Origin of the sequence: Pseudomonas sp. BP11-1-1 (genome assembly GCF_052112105.1) — a bacterium.
Lineage (GTDB): Bacteria > Pseudomonadota > Gammaproteobacteria > Pseudomonadales > Pseudomonadaceae > Aquipseudomonas > Aquipseudomonas alvandae.
The window spans coordinates 385,186-401,457 of sequence record NZ_JAUTYU010000004.1 but is presented as its reverse complement, the minus strand read 5'-3'; the positions used below and the strand labels follow the sequence as shown (position 1 = coordinate 401,457).

Here is a 16,272-nt window from a genome sequence, read left to right as displayed (position 1 = left end):
GGTGGTAGCAATCTCCTCATGCTAAAGATGTAGCGTTATGCGGGGTATATAAGGTGCTGCCGCGGGCTATTCAACTCGCCTACTATTTCAAACTGTGTCCTACAGCCGTCCTAAATGTTTGAAAGACTTTTCTGAAAGTGACTCTGGAAATGAGATCCGGCATCCGCGCCCCGCGAACGTTGCGTTGCGTCGACCATCCGCTCTCGAATCCCAGTGTAGAAGGCCTGGTGGCGCTCACAGAACGGATGTGTTGCTGAATCAGACAGCGTGCGAGGTGAGGGGCCTCGCACGCTGGCTGGATCATTGGCGGTAGGACTTGAGGAAATTGCCGATGCGGCCGATGGCCTGGTCCAGGTCATCGACCCGCGGCAAGGTCACGACACGGAAATGGTCCGGCCATGGCCAGTTGAACGCCGTGCCCTGGACGACCAGCAGTTTTTCCGAGAGCAGCAGGTCCAGGACGAATTTTTCGTCGTTGTGGATAGGGCAGACTTTCGGGTCGATCCGGGGGAAGGCATACAAGGCGCCCATTGGTTTGACACAACTGACGCCAGGAATGTCGTTGAGCAGTTCCCAGGTGCGATTGCGTTGTTCCAGCAGCCGCCCCTGGGGCAGGACCAGGTCGTTGATGCTCTGGTAGCCGCCCAGTGCGGTCTGGATTGCATGCTGGCTCGGCACGTTGGCGCACAGGCGCATGTTGGCCAGCATGTCGATGCCTTCGATGTAGCTTTGGGCATGATGCTTGGGCCCGGAGATGGCGATCCAGCCGGAGCGGAAGCCCGCCACCCGGTAGGATTTGGACAAGCCATTGAAGGTCAGGCACAGCAAGTCCGGCGCCAGGGAGGCGGTGCAGACGTGAACGGCGTCGTCGTAGAGGATCTTGTCGTAGATCTCGTCGGAAAATACCACCAGGTTGTGCTGGCGGGCCAATTCCAGCATGCCCAGCAGCACTTCCCGGGAATAGACGGCGCCGGTCGGGTTGTTCGGGTTGATGATCACCAGGGCCTTGGTGTTCGGGGTGATCTTGGCCTTGATGTCCGCCAAGTCAGGGAACCAGTTCGCCTGTTCGTCGCACAGGTAATGCACCGGGTTGCCACCGGACAGGCTCACGGCGGCGGTCCACAGCGGATAGTCCGGTGCCGGCACCAGGACTTCGTCGCCGTTGTTGAGCAAGGCCTGCATGGACATGACGATCAGCTCGGACACACCGTTGCCCAGGTAGATATCTTCGATACCGATGCCTTCTACCTGCTTTTGCTGGTAGTACTGCATCACGGCCTTGCGCGCGCTGAACAGGCCTTTGGAGTCGCTGTAGCCTTGGGCGGTCGGCAGGTTGCGGATGACGTCCTGGAGGATTTCATCGGGCGCTTCGAAACCAAAGGGTGCCGGGTTGCCGATGTTCAGCTTGAGGATACGGTGGCCTTCCTCTTCCAGGCGTTTGGCGTGCTTGAGCACCGGGCCGCGAATGTCGTAGCAGACGTTGGCGAGCTTGTTCGATTTGCTGACCTGCATGGCGATGTGTTCCCGAAAATGAACGATCCAGGCGGCATATGAACTACCGTACTGGGGATCCTGCGTCTGTGCCCGGGCCGGACGCGGTAGATGCGCCACAATCCATTTGAATGCGCATGACGTGACTGCCAGACTGGCGCCTGACGAGGCGCAATCATACGTGCCGCCCGATCCGCGGAAAAGCGTCGGATCGGGCTTTTTCAATTGCCGAGGTAGGACGATGGAAAAGTTGCAGAAAACCCTTGAAGAATGGCGTGACATGCTCGACCCGGAGCAATACAACGTCTGCCGGCTCAAAGGCACCGAGCGACCGTTCTCCGGGAAATACAACGCGACCAAGACCGACGGTGTGTACCACTGCATCTGCTGCAACGAACCGCTGTTCGATTCGACGACCAAATTCGATTCGGGCTGTGGCTGGCCGAGTTTCTACGCGCCGATCGAAGGCAGCGCGGTGGTGGAAGTGCGGGATGTGAGCCATGGCATGATCCGCACCGAGGTGGTCTGCGCCAAATGCGATGCGCACCTGGGGCATGTCTTCCCGGACGGCCCGCCGCCGACCGGGCTGCGTTACTGCATCAACTCGGTGTGCCTGGATCTCGTGCCACGCGAGTAAAATTCTGCGCGGTCCTTTGTGGCGAGGGAGCTTGCTCCCGCTGGGCGGCGCAGCCGCCCCAAAACCGATTTGCCGGAGTTTGCCCAGACAGACCGCGTCCGCCGGGGGTTACGACGGCTGCGCCGTCGAGCGGGAGCAAGCTCCCTCGCCACAAAAGCCTCTCGGCACGTCGGTGTGTCCCGATAATTAAATTGCACACAATTTAATTGCTGGCTATCTTCGGCGTCCTAACTTCTTCAGGAGCCGCCCCCCATGACCGACAATCTGCTGAGCATCCCGTGCACCACCATCAAGGGCGAGCAAAAGACTCTCGCCGATTTCGCCGGCAAGGCTGTGCTGGTGGTCAATACCGCCAGCCAGTGCGGCTTCACCCCGCAATACAAAGGGCTCGAGGCGTTGTGGCAGTCCTACAAGGACCGGGGGCTGGTGGTGCTGGGCTTTCCCTGCAACCAATTTGGCAAGCAGGAGCCGGGCAATGAGGGGGCGATTTCCGAGTTTTGCGAACTCAACTTCGGCGTGAGCTTTCCATTGTTCAAGAAAATCGAGGTCAACGGTGCCAATGCCCATCCGCTGTTCGTCCAGCTCAAGCAGCGGGCGCCTGGCGTGCTGGGGTCCAAAGGCATCAAATGGAATTTCACCAAGTTCCTGATCGGCAAGGATGGCCAGGTGGTCAAGCGCTTCGCCCCGACCACCAAGCCCCAGGACCTCACCGCCGAGATCGAAGCCCTGCTCAAATGAACGATCTGTCAGTCGATTCGCTGAAGCTCGACAGCCAGCTGTGCTTCAAGCTGTATGCCGCGTCGCGGGCGGTGATTCGCGGCTACAAGCCGATGCTGGATCAGCTCGGCCTGACCTACCCGCAGTATCTGGCGATGCTGGTGCTGTGGGAATGGCAGGAAAACGCTCCGGAACAACCCACGGTCAAGGCACTGGGGGAGCGTCTACTGCTTGATTCCGGCACGCTGACGCCGTTGCTCAAGCGTTTGGAGCAACTGGAGTTGGTCCAGCGGCAGCGTTCAGCCCGTGATGAACGCGAGGTTCATTTGAGCCTGTCGGACAGCGGAAAGGCCTTGCGCGAGCAGGTCGGCCCGCTCAAGGCCCGTCTGCTCTGCGACAGCGGCATCGACCTGGATCGCGTAGGGGACCTGCGAGACAGCCTGGATCATTTGTTAGCCCAGATCAAAGCGCTGACGTAGTGGGCACCCACTGATCCAACAATGCCGCGAGCTCTTCGCGTCGGAACGGCTTGGACAGATAATCGCTCATGCCGGCGGCGCGGCAGCGTTCGCGTTCCTCGGGCATCGCATTGGCAGTCAGCGCGACAATTGGCAGGTTGAGCCAGCGCCCGCTGCGACGAATCTGCCGGCTGGCTTCATAACCGTCCATGACCGGCATGTTGCAGTCCATCAACACCAGATCGAAATCCTGCTGTTCGAGCTGGTCAAGGGCCTCGATGCCGTGGGCCGCGACGACGACCTCGCAGCCCAGTTTCACCAGCATGCCCTTGGCCACCAATTGGTTGACGGGGTTGTCTTCCACCAACAGCACTCGCCCGCGGCGCGAAGGCGCCAGCGCTTCGATCTGCGCGTCGTTGATGGTGGTCGCCTCGCTTTGCAGGGCGCGCCGCAATATCTGATAAAGCGCATGGCGCGCCAGCGGCCGGGCTTGTTGCAGCAAGGGGGCGAGGGCGGCCGCCTCTTCGCTGGGCATGAAGCTGCCGTAGGCGGTCACCAGCAGGATCGGCGCCGCGAAAGTCGGCCGCAGATTGAACAGGCATTCCGGGCAATCGGTGATCAGGATGTCGGGCTTGAGCCCCAGCAGCCCGTCATCCACGGAACGTTGTACATAGTCCAATCCCCAGCCGGGCACCAGCATTCCCAACAATTCGGCCAATCCGCTATTGGCAGTGGTAATGGCGACGACATTGCCACGCAAGGGCTCGATGGGCGCTGCGGGCGTGTGACAAGGCAGTGGCAGGTCTGCGCAGAATTGGCTGCCGAAGCCCGCCTCGGAGCTGATCGTCAACCGACCTTGCATGGCTTCACAGAGGTTGTAGGTCAGTGCCAGCCCGAGCCCGGTGCCGCCGAACTGGCGCGTGATGCCGGCGCCAGCCTGGGTGAACGGCTGGAGGATCCGTGCCTGGGCTTCCTGGGGTATGCCGATGCCCGTGTCGCAGACCTCGATCCGCACGCCGCCTTCGTGTTGGCTCAAGCGCACGTCGACCCGGCCGAAGCGGGTGAACTTCAAGGCGTTGGACAGCAGGTTGCTGACGATCTGGCGAACGCGGGTCGGATCGCCCAATACCTGGGCGGGGAACTGCGGTTCGATCAGGCACGCCAGTTCGACGCTCGGCGCGGCATTTTGTGACAGCAGGTTGGCGGTGTCCTCGATCAGCGAGCCGAGGTCGAACGGTATGCGTTCGAGTTCCAGTTGGCCGGCGTCGAACTTGGACAGGTCGAGGATATCGTTGAGCAGCTCCACCAATACCTTGCCCGAGTCATGGGCAATCGAGAGCTGTTGCTGTTGTTCGGCGGTCAATGGACCGTCCAGGGACAACGCGATCATCCCGAGCAGTCCGTTGAGTGGCGTTCGGATTTCATGGCTCATGTTGGCCAGGAACGCGGAGCGGGCTTCGGCCATGTCCAGGGCGGTACGCCGGGCAATCTCCAGTTCATCGTTGGACTGGCTGAGGCGGGCATTGATGGCCTTGAGCTCGGCGGTGCGCGCCGAAACGATGTTTTCCAGTTGCGCCAGGTAATCGGTGAGGCGATTTTCAGCCGTGCGCCGTTGCTGTATTTCGGTCGAGATGTTTTCAAACTGCTGGTTGGCAACCGACACCAGCACGCCGATTTCGTCGTATTGGTGGCCGGTAGGGCATTCCAGGGGACTTTGCTCGCTGCTGCTCGGGTCGCGGCTGCTCAGCTCGCGGATGACCCGTACCAGTGGCTTGGTCAGCATGACGTAGAACAAGGCGAGCAGCAGGCCGGTCAGGATCAGGCTGCGGGCGAAACCGTTGAGCAGGGTGACCTCGGCCCGGCGCAGGAAGCGACTGCCGAAGGAATACGTATCGACATCCAGTCGCAGGATACCCAGGGACTCGTCAGGCAGATGGTTCAAATAGAGTCGGTCTTCGAACTGGCGTTGGGCGCCGAAAAGAAAGTCGCTGATAAAGCGGTAGTTGCTTTGCAGTTCAGGGCGCTTGACGCTCGCCAGCACCGTATTGTTGTTATCGATCAGTTCGGCGCCAATGATGGCCGGTGAACGCAACAGGCCCAAGGCCAGTTCCTGGGCGAGTTCGGCGTCAATGTTATAGGCGATGCGCGATGCCGGGTTGTGGCTGATTTCCAACAGGGACAGGATTTCACGGTTGATCGACGCGTCTTCGCTGGCATAATCGATGCCGATCTGCACCAGGCTTAACAACGTGCCCAGCACGAAACCCACCAGGACGGTCAGTCGGGCCTGCTTGTACGACAGCCGTTGGGTGAACCTGATATCCATGGAATGGTGAACCACTTACGTTTCCCTTCGCCGGTCAAGCATAGCTGATCATCTCTGAATACCGGTGCGACCGGTGAGTAGTGTCGTGTGAAACAGACCCGCCATCGGCTTCGTCGTTTCGTCGCTGTAGCGTCATCATTACCGTGAACCTGTCCGAGGAGAAGACGTGGACGCTCGATTAATTGCTTTTCTTGACCGCGCCGATGCGGTGCTGGCTCGCATAGAGCCGTTCTTGCCGGCGCCACGGCCCGCCATCGATTGGACGCAGACCCTGGCCGCGCGCTGGCAGCGTGACGGGCGCAGCGGTTTCCTGCTGCCGCTTGAAGTCAGTCTCGATATGCGGTTGTCGGACCTGATTGGCGTGGATCGCCAGGTTGAGCAGTTGGGCCGCAATACCCGGCAGTTCATCGACGGCATGCCAGCCAACCATGCGCTGCTGTGGGGATCGCGTGGCACGGGCAAGTCCTCCCTGATACGAGCCTTGCTGGCTGAACACGCCGGGCATGGCCTGCGGCTGATCGAGATCGAGCGTGATCACCTGGCCGATCTGCCCCGGGTGGTCGAACAGGTCGCCCAGTTGCCCCAGCGCTTCGTGGTGTTCTGCGACGATCTGTCGTTCGAGTCCGGTGAAGGCGATTATCGCGTCCTCAAGAGCGTATTGGACGGTTCCCTCGAACAGGCGCCGGATAACGTGCTGCTGTATGCGACGTCCAACCGGCGTCACCTGGTGCCTGAAAAGGAAAGCGACAACGAGAACTGGAAGCGGGTCGACGGCGAGCTTCACCCCAGCGAGGCCGTCGAAGACAAGATCGCCTTGTCCGACCGTTTCGGCTTGTGGTTGTCGTTCTATCCCTTTACCCAAGAGCATTTCCTCGACGTGGTAGAGCATTGGATCGGCACACTCGCCGCCAAGGCCGGGCTGGCCTGGCAACGTGACGAAGCGTTGGACATAGAGGCGGTCCGCTGGGCGACCGGGCGCGGCAACCGCAATGGACGGTGCGCCTATCAATTTGCCCGTTATTGGGTGGGCCTCAAGCTTCTGGAGCACAACGCATGATCGATTTGACGAACACCGGCGCAGGTCTCGAAGGCTACGGACTGCTGTCGGCGCAGCTGCAATCGTTGCTGGCGGATGAGCGCGATTTCATCGCCAACGCGGCGCAGTTCTCGGCGTTCCTGTTCAATCAGCTGGACGACTTGAACTGGGCCGGTTTTTACCTTAATCGCAACGAAGAACTGGTGCTGGGCCCGTTCCAGGGGCAGATCGCCTGTGTACGGATTCCCTTCGGTCGCGGCGTGTGTGGTGCCGCCGCCGCGACGCTCCAGACCCAGCGCGTCGAAGATGTCCACGCCTTCCCCGGGCACATCGCCTGCGACAGCGCCTCGAACAGCGAATTGGTCGTGCCGCTGGTCAAGGACGGGCGCCTGATCGGCGTGCTGGACCTGGACAGTCCGAAACTGGCGCGTTTTACCGAGCATGACCAGGCCGGCATCGAGCAATTGGCGGCGATATTCCTGCGTTTGACCGAGTGCTGATCACGCGTTCAATCCTGCCTTGGCCAACAGGCTGCCCGGATCGATATCATCGATCTGGCGCGGATCAAGATATTCCTCGGCGTAACGCAAGTAGATCCGCTCGTCGATGAACAGCTTGAAGAGCTCGCAATCGATATGGGCGTCACGGCACATGGTGGCCATGATGCCCAGGGCCTCGCTCAGTTTCTTGGCTTTTTTATATGGTCGGTCGGCCGCTGTCAGGGCTTCGAAGATATCGGCTATCGCCATCATTCGAGCCGGCAGGCTCATCTGTTCGCGCTTGAGTCGCTTGGGATAACCGGTGCCGTCCATTTTCTCGTGATGGCCGCCGGCTATCTCCGCGACGTTTTCCAAGTGGCTGGGGAAGGGCAACTGGCTGAGCATCAGGATGGTCTGGACCATGTGGTGATTGATCACATAACGCTCTTCGCGGGTCAGGGTGCCGCGCGTGACGCAGAGGTTGTAGAGTTCGCCGCGGTTGTATTTCCAGGTGGGCACGTCGAGCTGGAAGCCCCACGGATTGTCCGCCGGAATCAGCTCGGCCTCATGCCGCTCGAACAGGTGTTCGGGTTTGTCCGCCAACAATGATTCGGTGACGGGCAGCGTCGGTTTGGGGACGCGTGCCTGGCGGCGGTTTTCCTCCCAGGAAACGCCCAGGCGATCATCCAGGGTGCGGGTCCAGGTGCGCTGGGCGATGTGTTGCAGGCGTTGCAAGTCATCGTCGGCCATGGCTTCGGAGCCCAGGTTGCAACGTGCGACGAAGGCGAAGTCATCATCCAGGGCCGCCAATGCCGCATCGCGTTGCCGGGCCAGGGATGACGCTTCGCCACCGCTTGCCACCGCCTGCCAGTAATCGATCCAGGCGTCGCGCTTGAGGACTTCGAAGCGGGTACGGACCTCGTGGATGCGGTCGTTCAAGGTTTCCAGCTTGGTGGCTTTGTCCACCACGTACTCAGGTGTAGTGACCTTGCCGCAGTCGTGCAGCCAGGCCGCTATGTGCAGCGCCTCCCATTCGTCTTCCGTCGGTCGATACCCTTCGAACGCGGGCGCCTGGCTGGCGGCTGCCGCTTGGGCGAGCATCAGCGTCAGCGCGGGTACTCGCTGGCAATGGCCGCCGGTGTAAGGGCTTTTCGCATCGATCGCACCGGCGAGCAGTTGAATGAACGAGTCCAGCAGTTGCTTCTGCCTGGCTTGCAAGCGTTGGCTTTCGATGCTCACCGTCGCGGCGCCGGAGACAGCCTGCAGGAACGCGATGCGGTCTGGCTGGAGTTTTTCCAGGTCGGCGTCGGTGCCGCTGTCGCTGATCAACAGCACCAGCACGCCGACGGTTTCTTGGTGACGGTTGCGCAGGTGAATGCCGATCAGGTGGACGCGTGGTGCGTCCATAGCCAGCAGGACACCGCGCAGATCGCCGGCCTGTTCGAAGCCAAGGGAGCACACCAGTGTTTCCGCGACGGTCAATCGTTGAAACCAATGGGGGCCGCTCGGAGCATTCAGCGTATAGCTTTGCAGTTCGAGCGTTTGCAGGTCCCGAGGGGTTCCGTCGATGACCAGTCCATACGGCTTGACTTGCTCGCCATCGTTTTCGCGCAGATAGATCAGCCCGGCCTGGGCCTGGCCGATTTTCACGGTCTCGAACAGCACCCGTTCCAAAAGCGGGGCGAAGCGGGTTTCGGCACGCAGGCTGGCGGTGATCTCGAAAAAGCTCGCCAGGGTCTCTTTCATGCGGGCCATGGAAACGCCCAACTGATCGACTTCCAGCACCGGGGAGCGACGGGACGCCGGGTAATCGAAGTCGAAGCTGCGAATCGCATCGGCCTCCTGCACCAAGGACCGTAACGGCTTGACCAGGATCCTTGAGGTCAGCCAGCCCAAGGGCAAGCACAGCAGCAAGGTGGCGAGGGTAATCAGGGCGCCTTGCCAGCGCATGCGATAGGCATCGGCCAATAACTCGTCTTCCGGCACCAGCAACGCCAGTTCCAGGCCTTGTGGCCCGCCCTCCTGCATGTGGCTGCGGGAAACGATCCATTGGCGACCCGCCGCCTCCAGGCGCGGCGTGTCGCTGTTTTCATCGAGCGCGGCGGCAATCGCCGGGTTCAGGTCGCGGGCCTTGATCAGCCTTGATGATTCCGTATCAACGATCAGTCGGCCGCTGTCTGGATAGCCCACCGCGTTGCCTTGAGGGTCGAGCAGGACGATCTCGGTGCCAGGGGTGACCTTGTGCTTGGCCAGCGTCTGGGACAGGGCGGCCAGGGTCAGGTCGGCACCGATGACCGCACGCTCGCCGCTGCGGCGGGCGAGGGTCGTGCCGATGTTCCGGGTGGAAAAGAACACATAGGGCTCGGTTGTAATCTGCTCCGCCGTTTCCATTGCGCTGCGAAACCAGCCCCGGCTGCGTGGATCAAAGGTTTCGTCGGGATTGTCTTGCTGGCCGACGAGCGTCAGGGCCTGGTCATAGAACAGCGATCGGGAGTGAACCTGGCCATCGCTCGTACGTTCCACGGTCCAGACCTGATACGTCGCGTCGGCCGGGGCCTTGAGGGCGGTTCTCAAGGTCCCGGTGCGTAATGGCCGAACCATCAGAAAGTCGCCATTGCGATCGCCCAGGTACAACGACGCCAGGTTCGGGTTGTCCCTCAGTGCCCGGCTGAAAGGCGCGAGCAGGGCCAATCGTTCCGCCATCCGGGGCTCGCGGGTGGCCGGGTAATCAGCCAGCAGGCCCAACAGATGACGGATCGGTTCGTAGGTGTCGTACAGGTCCACGCGCACATCCTGTTCGACGCGATTGAACAGTTTTTCGCTGCTGGACAGGATGATCTGGGTGGTTTGCTGGTAATTGAATACACCCAGCACCACGCCCGTCAGGAGCAAGAGCAGCGTGAACATCACGCTGATATGGACGTGCAGGGGAAACCGGCGTTTTTCCGGACGCGGTGCGCTGGGCATTTCCGTCACTCCAAGTGTTCGGGGGGATCGCCCCCGCTACGCACTGCTGAGCGAACAGCATAGTAAACACTGGGTTATTCTGCCTTGATGATCTCCGTTTGCAGGGCCTGCTCCAGTTCTGTCATTGCCTGTTCGAGGGTCTGGGCATGCCCTTCGATTCGTTCTGGCGCTTGATGACAGGCCAGCTCCAATGCCTCGCAGAGTTGAACCAACGAAGTCGCCTGTACGATGCGGGCGACGCCTTTGATTTTATGGGCTGTCTCGGCCAATGCTCGCCTGTCTCCGTTTTCAGCGGCGTCAAGCAACTCCTGCCGGTCCGAACGGTTGCTGCTGAGCAGTTCCGCCAGCAGGCGTCGCGTCGACACGGGGTTGCCTCCGGTCAGGGCGTGCAGGCATTGCGCGTTGAATGCGTGGGGACGCTTGGCGGGTTTGATCTGGTTCATCCATTGATTCAGCGCGCTCAGACTGATCGGCTTGAACAGGCAATCGTTCATGCCGGCATCCTTGCAACGCTGTCTTTCCTCGGGTTGTGCGTTGGCCGTGAATCCCAGGATGGTGCAGGGCGGTAGCTGATGTTCCGTCTCGCGCAGACGGATCGCCGTGGCGAGTTCGTAGCCGCTCATGATAGGCATGTTGCAATCAGCGATCACCAGGTCGAAATCCCCGTCCAGCCAGGCCTTGAGCCCTTGCTCGCCGTCGTGGCTGAGGTGGTGGTGATGGCCGAGGTATTCCAATTGCTGGGACATCAGCAGGCGATTCGCCGGATGATCGTCCACGACCAGGACGCTCAATGCACAGGCGGCGGTTTCGACGATGGGTTCGGCGTCGGGGCGCGCCGGAGCACCGGGCAAGGCGGTCAATTGCAAGGAGACCCGGACCTGGGTGCCAACGCCTGGCTGGCTGTCCATTTGCAGATTGCCCCCCATCATCCGACAGAGGTGGCGGCTGATCACCAAGCCCAGGCCCGCGCCCTTGCGCGCCATCCGGCTGCTGTTATCGGCCTGGGCGAACGGCTCGAACAGCCGCCCCAGGTCCGCCGGGCTGATACCGATGCCGCTGTCGCTGACCTCCAGTTGCATGTGCAGCTTTTCTTCGCGGACGGTTGGCGACAGCTTCACGCTCACCTTGACCTCTCCTTGCTCGGTGAATTTCAGGGCGTTGCTGATCAGGTTCGAGATGACCTGCTTGAATCGCAATGGATCGATGTGCACGTTCGGATTGCCTTCGGCAGGCTCGAAGTGCAATGACAACGCCAGGTTCTTCTGCCGGGCCAATCCCGCGAACACGCGAATGACCGACTGCAAGAGGGCTCTCAGGTCGACACGTTCGGGCGCCAGGCTCAGATGGCCTGATTCGATACGGGCGATGTCGAGGATATCGCCGATCAGCTCCAGCATGCCGGAGGCCGACTCGTACGCGACCTCTATTGCCGAGCGGTCCACCTGGCCTTTGTCGGCGTGCTTGAGGGCGAGCTCGAGTATGCCGATCACGGCGTTCATCGGTGTGCGGATTTCATGGCTCATGGTCGCCAGGAAGGTACTTTTGGCCCGGTTGGCATTCTCGGCCTGTTCCTTGGCGGCACACAGTTCGTCGAACAGCTCTCGCCGTTCGCTGATATCGATCCAGCCGCCGATGATGCCTTGTACTTGAGCGGTCGAATTTCGGTAGGGGAGGATCCAGTGGTAGACCGTGAGCTTCCTGTCACCGATGTGCAGCGGCCGATCAACGATCAGGGGAATGCCTTCGGTCATCACCCGTTGATAGTCCGCCTGGTATTCCTGCGCCTCGAAGGCGTTGCTCATGGCGCCGGGCATGACGTTCTTGCCGATGACGTCCTCGCGTCTTGCATTGAATGTTTCAAGGTAGCTGTCGTTGCAGCTTTGCAGGAAACCGTTGCGGTCCCGCACATAGATCGGGTGGGGCGTGCCGTTGAGCAGGGCGTGCATGAATTCCAGCTGGTCATTGAGCGCCAGCTCTGCCTGTTGACGTTGCCTGATCTGGCGCTGCATGTAGGCATTCCAGGCCAGGGAGAGCAGGAGTAACAGGCCAGCGCCTGCGGCGACCTGCAGGAACACGCGGTTATAGGTGCGCCAGGCCACTTCCGACGCCGGGACGTAGCCACGCCAACGGTTGTTGATGACGCCCAACTCGTCCGGGTCGATGCTGGTCAAGGCTTTGTCGAGGATGGAATTGAGCTCCGTGGCATTTTTTCCAACGGCCAGGGAAAACATTGCCTGCTGGGTGCCCACGGTGCTGCTGATTTGCAAGGTGTCCCGCAAGGTATGGGAGGACATGAAGTAATTGGCCATGACCAGGGAGTTCACGCTGCCATCGGCTTGCCCTTGGGCGACTAACTGGACGGCGTGCAGCGAGTCGATGGTTTCGATTATTTGCAGGCCCGGGTACTGGCTGCGTAGCCAATCGATGACGGGGTTGCCTTTGGCGATCGCCAGGCGCTTGCCCGCGAACTGGTCCAGTGTCGCCGGGGTATCGGACTGCTTGCGCGTCAACAGGACGAAGGAACTGTCCATGTAGGGACGGCTGAATCTCAGCAGTCGTTGCCGTTCGCGGCTGGGCGAGAGCGCGGCAATGACGTCCGCCTGGCCGTTCAGGACTGCGGCGATCATGCCGTCGTCTGTCCCGTGGCGCTGGATGTCCAGGCGCAGGCCGGTACGCAGCCTGACCCGTTCCAGCAAGTCGGCGCTGATGCCGCGAAAATCGCCGTCCGGATCGAAAAAGGTAAACGGGGCGAACGTTTCGTTCACGGCCACTCGCACTGTGGGGTGCTGGGCCAGCCAGCGCTGTTCGCGGTCGGTCAGTTGTATCTTGTGATCCGTGAGGTACAGATCGCTGCCGGCACTCCAGCGCTTGGAAATTGCCGCTTGTTCAGCGATGGGGGTCTGGTTGAGCGTGGCGTTGATGATGTCCAGCAATCGGGTGTCGTCGTGTCGCAGCGCGAAGGCGAATCCGGACGACTCATGTTTGGCGAAGCTGGCCATGCGGATGTTGCCCAAGTACCCCTTGTTGATCATGTAATGGGTGGAAATGGTGTCGCCGAGAAATACATCGGCCTGCCCGAAGGCGACTGCGTTGATGGCGTTCTGGTAGGAGGGGTAGGCGATGACAGACGCTTTGGGGTACAGCTTTTCGATTTCGTGCAGGGGCAGGTAGTGATAGACCATGCTCAACCGCAGCCCTTCGAGATCGTCGGTCAGGGGCCGGTTTTCACTCGTCCGGGTGACCAGGACCGGTTGATCCACGGCATAGGGAGTCGACAGGACGATGCCGGTGGTTCGGGCTTCGAAACCGTTGGCACTGCCGAGCAGGTCGATTTGCCCCTGCTTGAGCGCGGTAATGGCCGCCTCGCGGGAGGCGAAGCGCAGGACTTTCATTGGCAGGCCGGTCGCTTTGGCGATGAGGCCCGCATAATCGGCGGTCATGCCTTCATAGTCGCGCCCGCTGGTGGAAAGGTCGAAGGGCGGGTAATCCGGCGCGGAAGTTCCGAGGACCAATTCCTGGCGACCTTGCAGCCAGGTTCGTTGGGTCTCGTCGAGACGGATTTCGATAGGATCCGTCGTCGCGCGACTCAATAGCGCGTAGCGCTGGGGCATATTCGGCGTCGCCATGAGCATCTGCGCATATAACCCTGCGCCTAACAGCAGAAGATAGTTGCTTATGCGATTGAACATCCGATTGTTTCTCACACCAGCGAGTTTCGCTTTGCCATTTCAATCAGGTCTACCAACGACTTAACTTTAAGTTTTTGCATGAGCCGTTTTTTATAGGTGCTGACTGTTTTATTGCTCAGGAACATGCCCTTGGCTATTTCCTTGTTGGTGCGGCCTTGGGCAAAAAGTTGCAGAACCATCAACTCGCGGTCATTGACACTCTTGAAAAGATCCAGCTCGATACTGCGGGGATCGTCATGAGCGACGGGCGTCAGCGCCTGGCTGGGAAAATAGTTATAGCCGGACAGTACGGCTTTTATTGCGCTGACGAGTTCGCTGAGATCTTCCTGTTTGCAAACGTAGCCGGAGGCGCCGGATTGCATGCAGCGAATGCCAAAGAGCGTAGGGGATTGAGCCGTCAGCACCAATGTCTTGAGCGGCGTGGTCATGGCATTGAAGCGTGAAAGAATTTCCAGTCCGTCAAGTTTGGGAATGCTGATATCCAGGATGACCAAGTCGGGCATGCACTCGCGCACCATTTGCATCGCATCGACGCCGTTGTCAGTTTCCCCTACGACTTTATAACCTTCATGCTCCAGCAGCATTCGAACGGCGAGGCGGATGACCGGATGATCGTCGACAATGAAAACGGAGTTCATGAATAAAGTCCCCTGCAAGCTTAAATAAAGCGCGCACCTTAGCCCAGTTAAGGCCAGCTCGTACGAGGAGACGGGGCACGCGTGATCAATTTCAGAACTTTCCTACAAAAAAAGACGCGAGATACCACGATGTACTTAGCCAATTAGTAGGCGGGTAGCGTGGGAAGGGGATGTTTATCTTCTAGCATGTGTATGTATTTTCAAGTTGTGAAACTAAGCAGGGCTGCAGTTTTCAGCTATTTCCAGCCACTCGCCAGCGTTTTCCAAGCCATTGGAAAATGTTTATTGAAGAAGCAGTCAAACCACCGATTGCGGGAGCGCAGCCGCTCGCTCCCGCAGGATTCCGGTCGTTGCCGGGTCAGTTCACTGGCGGGTGCGCCCCGTCATTTCCTGGGCCATTTCGCTGGCATAGCTGTCGGTCATGCCTGCGATGAAATCAATCATCCGCAGGAAAGCGCCATGCAGCGGCCCGTCAGGATCGGGGGCGTTGTTGCCCAGCAAATCGAGGATTCGGCGATTCTTGAATGAGGGCGTTCGACCACCGTGTTGTTCCAGGGCGGCGCCGCAAAAACCGTTGAGCAGGATTTCCAGCGTGGTGTAGGCACCGATCTCGTTGAGCGTCTTGCGCTTGTCCTGGAATATTTTCTTGCGGGCCATGTCCTTGGCATTCAACACGCAGCGCTTGGCCGGCCCGTGCATGTGTTCCACGAGGTCGCCCTGCAGTGTGCCGGCAAGCAGCGCATCCTGTTGTTCGACGAACGCACGGGCGGCGGCGTTGGTCAGGTGTTCGATGGCCTTGCCGCGCAGGATAGCCAGCTTTCGTCGCCTGGAATCCAATGGTCCAAGCTGGCGATAGGTTTCCGGCAGATCGTCTCCGACCAGGTCCAGCAGCAGCGATTCCACCTGCGAATATTCCAGCAGGTCCATTTCCACGCCGTCTTCCAGGTCGATCAGCGCGTAACAGATGTCATCGGCGGCCTCCATCAGGTAGACCAGCGGATGCCTTGCCCAGCGCTGATCCTCGATCTGCGGCAGGCCAAGTTTGTGGGCGATTTGCTCCAGAAGCGGCAATTCGCTCTGATAGCAGCCGAACTTGTGCTTCTTGTAGCCCAGTGAGTCGGCGTGACGGGCTGTCCAAGGGTATTTCAGGTAAGTGCCCAAGGTTGCATAGGTGAGCCGGGTGCCACCGTCGAACTGATGATATTCAAGCTGGGTGAGAACCCGGAATCCCTGGGCGTTGCCTTCGAAATTGAGGAAGTCGTTACGCTCGGCCTCGCTCATCGCATCAAGCCAGCCACGCCCTGCGGCCTGTTGGAACCAATAGCGGATGGCGTCCTCGCCGGAATGACCGAACGGCGGGTTGCCGATATCGTGGGCCAGGCAGGCCGATTGCACGACCATGCCCAGGTCGCTGGGTTCACACCAGTCTGGCAGGGCGCTGCGGATGGTCTCTCCGACGCGCATGCCGAGCGAACGTCCGACGCAGCTGACCTCGAGCGAATGGGTCAGGCGCGTATGGATATGATCGTTGCTGGACACCGGGTGCACCTGGGTCTTGCGCCCAAGGCGACGGAATGCACCGGAGAAGATAATGCGGTCATGGTCTTTGTGAAATGGACTGCGGCCCAGTTCTTCCGGACTGTGCAGCGTTTTTCCCAGGCGTTCGCGAGTCAGCAGGGTGTGCCAATCCAAGGCCGGTTGCTCCGTTTGTTGAGTCGATGCCCTAGCTTCCCGGTTCGCGCGGTGTCCTGCAAGGCCTGAGGGATGCGATCAGTTGTGCCAGGGTGTTGCATTGACAGTCGAAGCGGGCCGTTCGATGAGAAGGGCCCGTCGA

The 16,272-nt window shown here is 60.2% G+C and carries 11 protein-coding genes; 5 read left to right on the top strand and 6 right to left on the bottom strand.

All coding sequences use genetic code 11. From position 1 onward, the window contains the following. Positions 1–300: 300 nt before the first annotated feature. Positions 301–1,512: a pyridoxal phosphate-dependent aminotransferase gene (locus Q7C33_RS11435; RefSeq protein ID WP_018603142.1), complete on the bottom strand. Its 1,212-nt coding sequence runs from the start codon at positions 1,510–1,512 to the stop codon at positions 301–303. Between the two features lie 220 nt (positions 1,513–1,732). Between Q7C33_RS11435 and msrB the strand changes: the two genes are divergently transcribed. The 3 genes from msrB (at position 1,733) to Q7C33_RS11420 (ending at position 3,324) form a co-directional block, all read left to right on the top strand. After that, a complete protein-coding gene (gene msrB, locus Q7C33_RS11430; protein WP_030141887.1) occupies positions 1,733–2,128 on the top strand; it encodes a peptide-methionine (R)-S-oxide reductase MsrB in 396 nt (131 codons plus the stop codon). Between the two features lie 252 nt (positions 2,129–2,380). Next, complete coding sequence (locus Q7C33_RS11425) at positions 2,381–2,866, top strand: glutathione peroxidase (protein WP_030141888.1); 486 nt, start codon at positions 2,381–2,383, stop codon at positions 2,864–2,866. Continuing rightward, positions 2,863–3,324: a MarR family winged helix-turn-helix transcriptional regulator gene (locus Q7C33_RS11420; RefSeq protein WP_198797276.1), complete on the top strand. Its 462-nt coding sequence runs from the start codon at positions 2,863–2,865 to the stop codon at positions 3,322–3,324. The genes Q7C33_RS11425 and Q7C33_RS11420 overlap by 4 nt, the downstream gene beginning before the upstream one ends. On the opposite strand, the gene Q7C33_RS11415 is transcribed toward Q7C33_RS11420, so the two are convergent. Further along, positions 3,308–5,629, bottom strand: a complete 2,322-nt coding sequence (locus Q7C33_RS11415) for a hybrid sensor histidine kinase/response regulator (RefSeq protein WP_198797275.1) — start codon at positions 5,627–5,629, stop codon at positions 3,308–3,310. The two genes, Q7C33_RS11420 and Q7C33_RS11415, sit on opposite strands and share 17 nt — an antisense overlap. A 166-nt stretch (positions 5,630–5,795) precedes the next feature. Here Q7C33_RS11415 and Q7C33_RS11410 point away from each other — a divergent pair, with 166 nt between their 5' ends. Then, the gene (locus Q7C33_RS11410) at positions 5,796–6,686 is read left to right on the top strand and encodes an ATP-binding protein (protein WP_198797274.1); all 891 of its coding nucleotides are present in this window, start codon (positions 5,796–5,798) and stop codon (positions 6,684–6,686) included. Beyond that, positions 6,683–7,165: a GAF domain-containing protein gene (locus tag Q7C33_RS11405; RefSeq protein ID WP_030141893.1), complete on the top strand. Its 483-nt coding sequence runs from the start codon at positions 6,683–6,685 to the stop codon at positions 7,163–7,165. Before Q7C33_RS11410 ends, Q7C33_RS11405 begins: the two co-directional genes overlap by 4 nt. Here Q7C33_RS11405 and Q7C33_RS11400 read toward each other — a convergent pair whose 3' ends face one another. The 4 genes from Q7C33_RS11400 to Q7C33_RS11385 all read right to left on the bottom strand — a co-directional run bounded on the left by Q7C33_RS11400 (position 7,166) and on the right by Q7C33_RS11385 (position 16,130). Then, a complete protein-coding gene (locus Q7C33_RS11400) occupies positions 7,166–10,111 on the bottom strand; it encodes an HD domain-containing phosphohydrolase (protein ID WP_407683406.1) in 2,946 nt (981 codons plus the stop codon). Between the two features lie 74 nt (positions 10,112–10,185). Next, positions 10,186–13,800, bottom strand: coding sequence for a transporter substrate-binding domain-containing protein (locus Q7C33_RS11395; RefSeq protein WP_407683405.1), 3,615 nt, complete (start codon positions 13,798–13,800; stop codon positions 10,186–10,188). Positions 13,801–13,811: 11 nt separating this feature from the next. Continuing rightward, a complete protein-coding gene (locus Q7C33_RS11390) occupies positions 13,812–14,438 on the bottom strand; it encodes a response regulator transcription factor (protein ID WP_030141896.1) in 627 nt (208 codons plus the stop codon). A 363-nt stretch (positions 14,439–14,801) separates the two neighbouring features. Further along, the gene (locus tag Q7C33_RS11385) at positions 14,802–16,130 is read right to left on the bottom strand and encodes a deoxyguanosinetriphosphate triphosphohydrolase (protein WP_030141897.1); all 1,329 of its coding nucleotides are present in this window, start codon (positions 16,128–16,130) and stop codon (positions 14,802–14,804) included. Positions 16,131–16,272: the final 142 nt, after the last annotated feature.

Coding starts and splice junctions, on each gene's coding strand:
- Q7C33_RS11405 (WP_030141893.1), top strand. CDS start 6,683: ATGATCGATTTGACGAACACCGGCGCAGGTCTCGAAGGCTACGGACTG.
- Q7C33_RS11425 (WP_030141888.1), top strand. CDS start 2,381: ATGACCGACAATCTGCTGAGCATCCCGTGCACCACCATCAAGGGCGAG.
- Q7C33_RS11390 (WP_030141896.1), bottom strand. CDS start 14,438: ATGAACTCCGTTTTCATTGTCGACGATCATCCGGTCATCCGCCTCGCC.
- Q7C33_RS11395 (WP_407683405.1), bottom strand. CDS start 13,800: ATGTTCAATCGCATAAGCAACTATCTTCTGCTGTTAGGCGCAGGGTTA.
- msrB (WP_030141887.1), top strand. CDS start 1,733: ATGGAAAAGTTGCAGAAAACCCTTGAAGAATGGCGTGACATGCTCGAC.
- Q7C33_RS11435 (WP_018603142.1), bottom strand. CDS start 1,512: ATGCAGGTCAGCAAATCGAACAAGCTCGCCAACGTCTGCTACGACATT.
- Q7C33_RS11400 (WP_407683406.1), bottom strand. CDS start 10,111: ATGCCCAGCGCACCGCGTCCGGAAAAACGCCGGTTTCCCCTGCACGTC.
- Q7C33_RS11420 (WP_198797276.1), top strand. CDS start 2,863: ATGAACGATCTGTCAGTCGATTCGCTGAAGCTCGACAGCCAGCTGTGC.
- Q7C33_RS11415 (WP_198797275.1), bottom strand. CDS start 5,629: ATGGATATCAGGTTCACCCAACGGCTGTCGTACAAGCAGGCCCGACTG.